This window comes from Microcoleus sp. AT3-A2 (assembly GCF_036705685.1).
Classification (GTDB): domain Bacteria; phylum Cyanobacteriota; class Cyanobacteriia; order Cyanobacteriales; family Microcoleaceae; genus Microcoleus.
In genome coordinates this window covers 1-2,830 of the sequence record NZ_JAUBVF010000137.1, presented here as the reverse complement: position 1 = coordinate 2,830, position 2,830 = coordinate 1, and the positions used below count along the sequence as shown (strand labels likewise).

General features: G+C 44.6%; 2 protein-coding genes. Both read left to right on the top strand.

The genetic code is table 11. The features are described from left to right. The first annotated feature begins 500 nt into the window (after nucleotides 1-500). Nucleotides 501-1,472 carry a hydroxymethylbilane synthase gene (hemC, locus tag QUB37_RS29430; RefSeq protein WP_333168748.1) on the top strand — a complete coding sequence of 324 codons (972 nt, stop codon included), beginning with the start codon at nucleotides 501-503 and terminating at the stop codon, nucleotides 1,470-1,472. A gap of 362 nt (nucleotides 1,473-1,834) precedes the next feature. Then, on the top strand, nucleotides 1,835-2,662 hold the full coding sequence (locus QUB37_RS29425) for a S1C family serine protease (protein WP_333168746.1): 828 nt from the start codon (nucleotides 1,835-1,837) through the stop codon (nucleotides 2,660-2,662). Nucleotides 2,663-2,830: the final 168 nt, after the last annotated feature.

Here is a 2,830-nt window from a genome sequence, read left to right as displayed (position 1 = left end):
AGGAACCTCGCTCTATCTTAAAAAGTAAACAGGCTAGGTGATTGAGACTTTTTCAGTGCCATTGAACTATATTTCTCTCCCCAAATCCCGCAACCTTTGAGCTAATTCTTTCTCGCTGCTGTTGAGCTAACTGCTCGTGCCCACCAGGTTCATCCGGCTCGACCCTAGGTAAATCTTACATCGCCGGCAGCCTTTGCTTCGGAATGTCGATCGCAGCAGAGTGCAAGCGACGCCCAATGCTGGAGGGGAAACATCATCAAGACTCACTGCTACTGGCGGTGATACAATTTTAGATTTTAGATTTTAGATTGGCAATGGCTTATTATGTAAAGGTTTGGACCTTGCCTACCGTTGCATCCTTTTTTCAAACTGGCGGTCAAAATCTGGTATTTCTATTTTATTGCCCGAATTATCCCAACCAGCAATTAAAGTCCCCACCTGCGGTACGCTAGATCAGGTGAATATATTGGCTGATTTCAAGCTATCCTCCGATCGATCTTATGTCCCCAACCACATCTGCCCCTTCCCGAACCGTTCGCATCGGTTCCCGCAAAAGCCAACTCGCTCTCGTGCAAACCCACTGGGTGCAAGAACAGCTACAGAAACACTTCCCGGAACACACTTTTGAAGTCCACACCATGTCCACCCAAGGGGACATAATTCTTGATGTCGCCCTAGCTAAAATTGGCGATAAAGGACTTTTCACCAAAGAATTAGAAACGGGGATGATTAACAATGAAACGGACTTTGCCGTTCATTCCCTCAAAGATTTGCCTACCAATTTGCCCGAAGGTTTAATTTTAGGATGTGTCACCGAACGGGAAAATCCCGCTGACGCCTTGGTAGTTCACTCCAAGCACAAAGACAAGCAACTCGACACCCTCCCAGAAGGTGCAGTAATCGGCACTTCTTCCCTGCGGCGGCTAGCTCAACTGCGGCACCATTTCCCTCATTTTGAATTTAAAGATATTCGCGGCAATCTCAATACTAGACTCGCTAAATTAGATGAGGGCGGTTACGACGCGATTATTTTAGCAGTTGCCGGCCTCGAAAGATTGGGAATGGGCGATCGCATCCACCAAATTATCCCTGCTGAAATCTCCCTTCACGCCGTCGGACAAGGTGCTTTGGGCATCGAATGCCGCGCCGGAGACACAGAAATCATGGCACTGATTAAAGCTCTCGAACACTCGGAAACCGCCCAAAGATGTTATGCTGAACGCGCATTTCTGCGGGAATTAGAAGGCGGCTGTCAAGTGCCGATCGGCGTCAATACCAAAATAGAAAACGGTCAATTAACCTTAACCGGAATGGTATCGAGTCTCGACGGCCAGCGCTTCGTCAAAGATACTGTTTCCGGCGCTGCCGAAACTGCTGAACTGCTGGGAATTGACCTCGCTCACCGCTTGCGCCAACAGGGAGCTAGTGAAATTTTGGAGGAAATATTTGTCCAAGTTCAACGTGGTTCATAGAACCGATCCGCATCTTTTTGTCAATGCTTTTAGACGCAATATATCGCCTTTTGTAAAATAAAAATAACAGGCGGTTTGCTTTTGCTTTCACAGGTTGAGTAGCAGTATGATTGTAGATTTTTGGTGGGGATTTTATTAGATAGGACTCGCGCGATAGATTTCAAAAATATCTGACTAATTTACGACGCTCCGCACGAGTGTGGAGCAACCCGGTTTCTGATGTAAGTCTCGCTGTATAGCCCAAGATTTATGGTAAAAACCGGTTTTTTTTCGTAAGTCCTATAATTCTTAACATCCCCATCCACAATCTACAATCAAACATCCAAAATTAATCAGCAATTTATTTCAGGTAAAAGCCAAATATGAGCGCTAGAGAAACTCAATTAAAGCTGGAAGTGAAAAAGGTTCAGCAACTCTATAGCAAAATGCAAGCAGACCAACAAGCTTTGCAGAAGCAATTGAAAGAGTTCAAAACTCAAGCCGGAAGTTTTTCGGATGTAGTCGAGCAAGTCTTGCCATCGGTAGTTTCAGTTTACGTGATGGATTGGGAGACAGGAGAAGAAATTTCTTCCGGCAGTGGATTTTTTGTATCATCGCCTGACATAATTGTCACTAACTATCACGTTGTCGAAGATATTGCCGATGAAGATTATTTGTATGAAGAAGATGAAGTCGAACAGGTTTTAGTGGAAACTCACGACGGAAAGTTGAGAATGGCCGAGGTGATATTTACTGGCAATGCGGAAGAGGATTTAGCATTGCTTTTGATTACTGGTTTTATGCTCGACCCGGAAACAGGAGAACAAGTGGAATCTCCCGAAGAATATCCTTTTTTAGAGTTGTCTCTTGATGTGAAAGTGGGTGATCGAGTAATTGCTGTGGGCAATCCTTTGGGGCAGTTTGCTTCAACTGTAAGTCAAGGTATTATTAGTGCAATTCGCGAACCAGAGGAATATGAAGAAGGCGACGACGAAGAAGATGTTGCTGAGGTGAAGGTGTTGCAAACTGATGCGGCGATTAATCCGGGAAATTCGGGCGGCCCGTTGATTAATATGGCTGGTCAAGTGGTTGGTGTGAATACCTGGGGATTGGAAGATGCCGACAGTATTAATTTGGCGATCGCCTCTGAAGCTTTGGATGATTTTCTAGCGGGATTTGAGGAGACTATTGAGGACAATTCTCAGAATTAGTCGGGAGTTATCCGTAATATGTGATTGGGGCGATCGCCCTTTTTTTGAGAGGGGATGGAAAAGGCGATCGCTATTTCCTTAATTACATCCTGAATTATAGTCATTTCAAATAAATGTGAGACAGAGGCAAGATCATGATAAAATCGATAAAAATAGTTAATTAAAAAA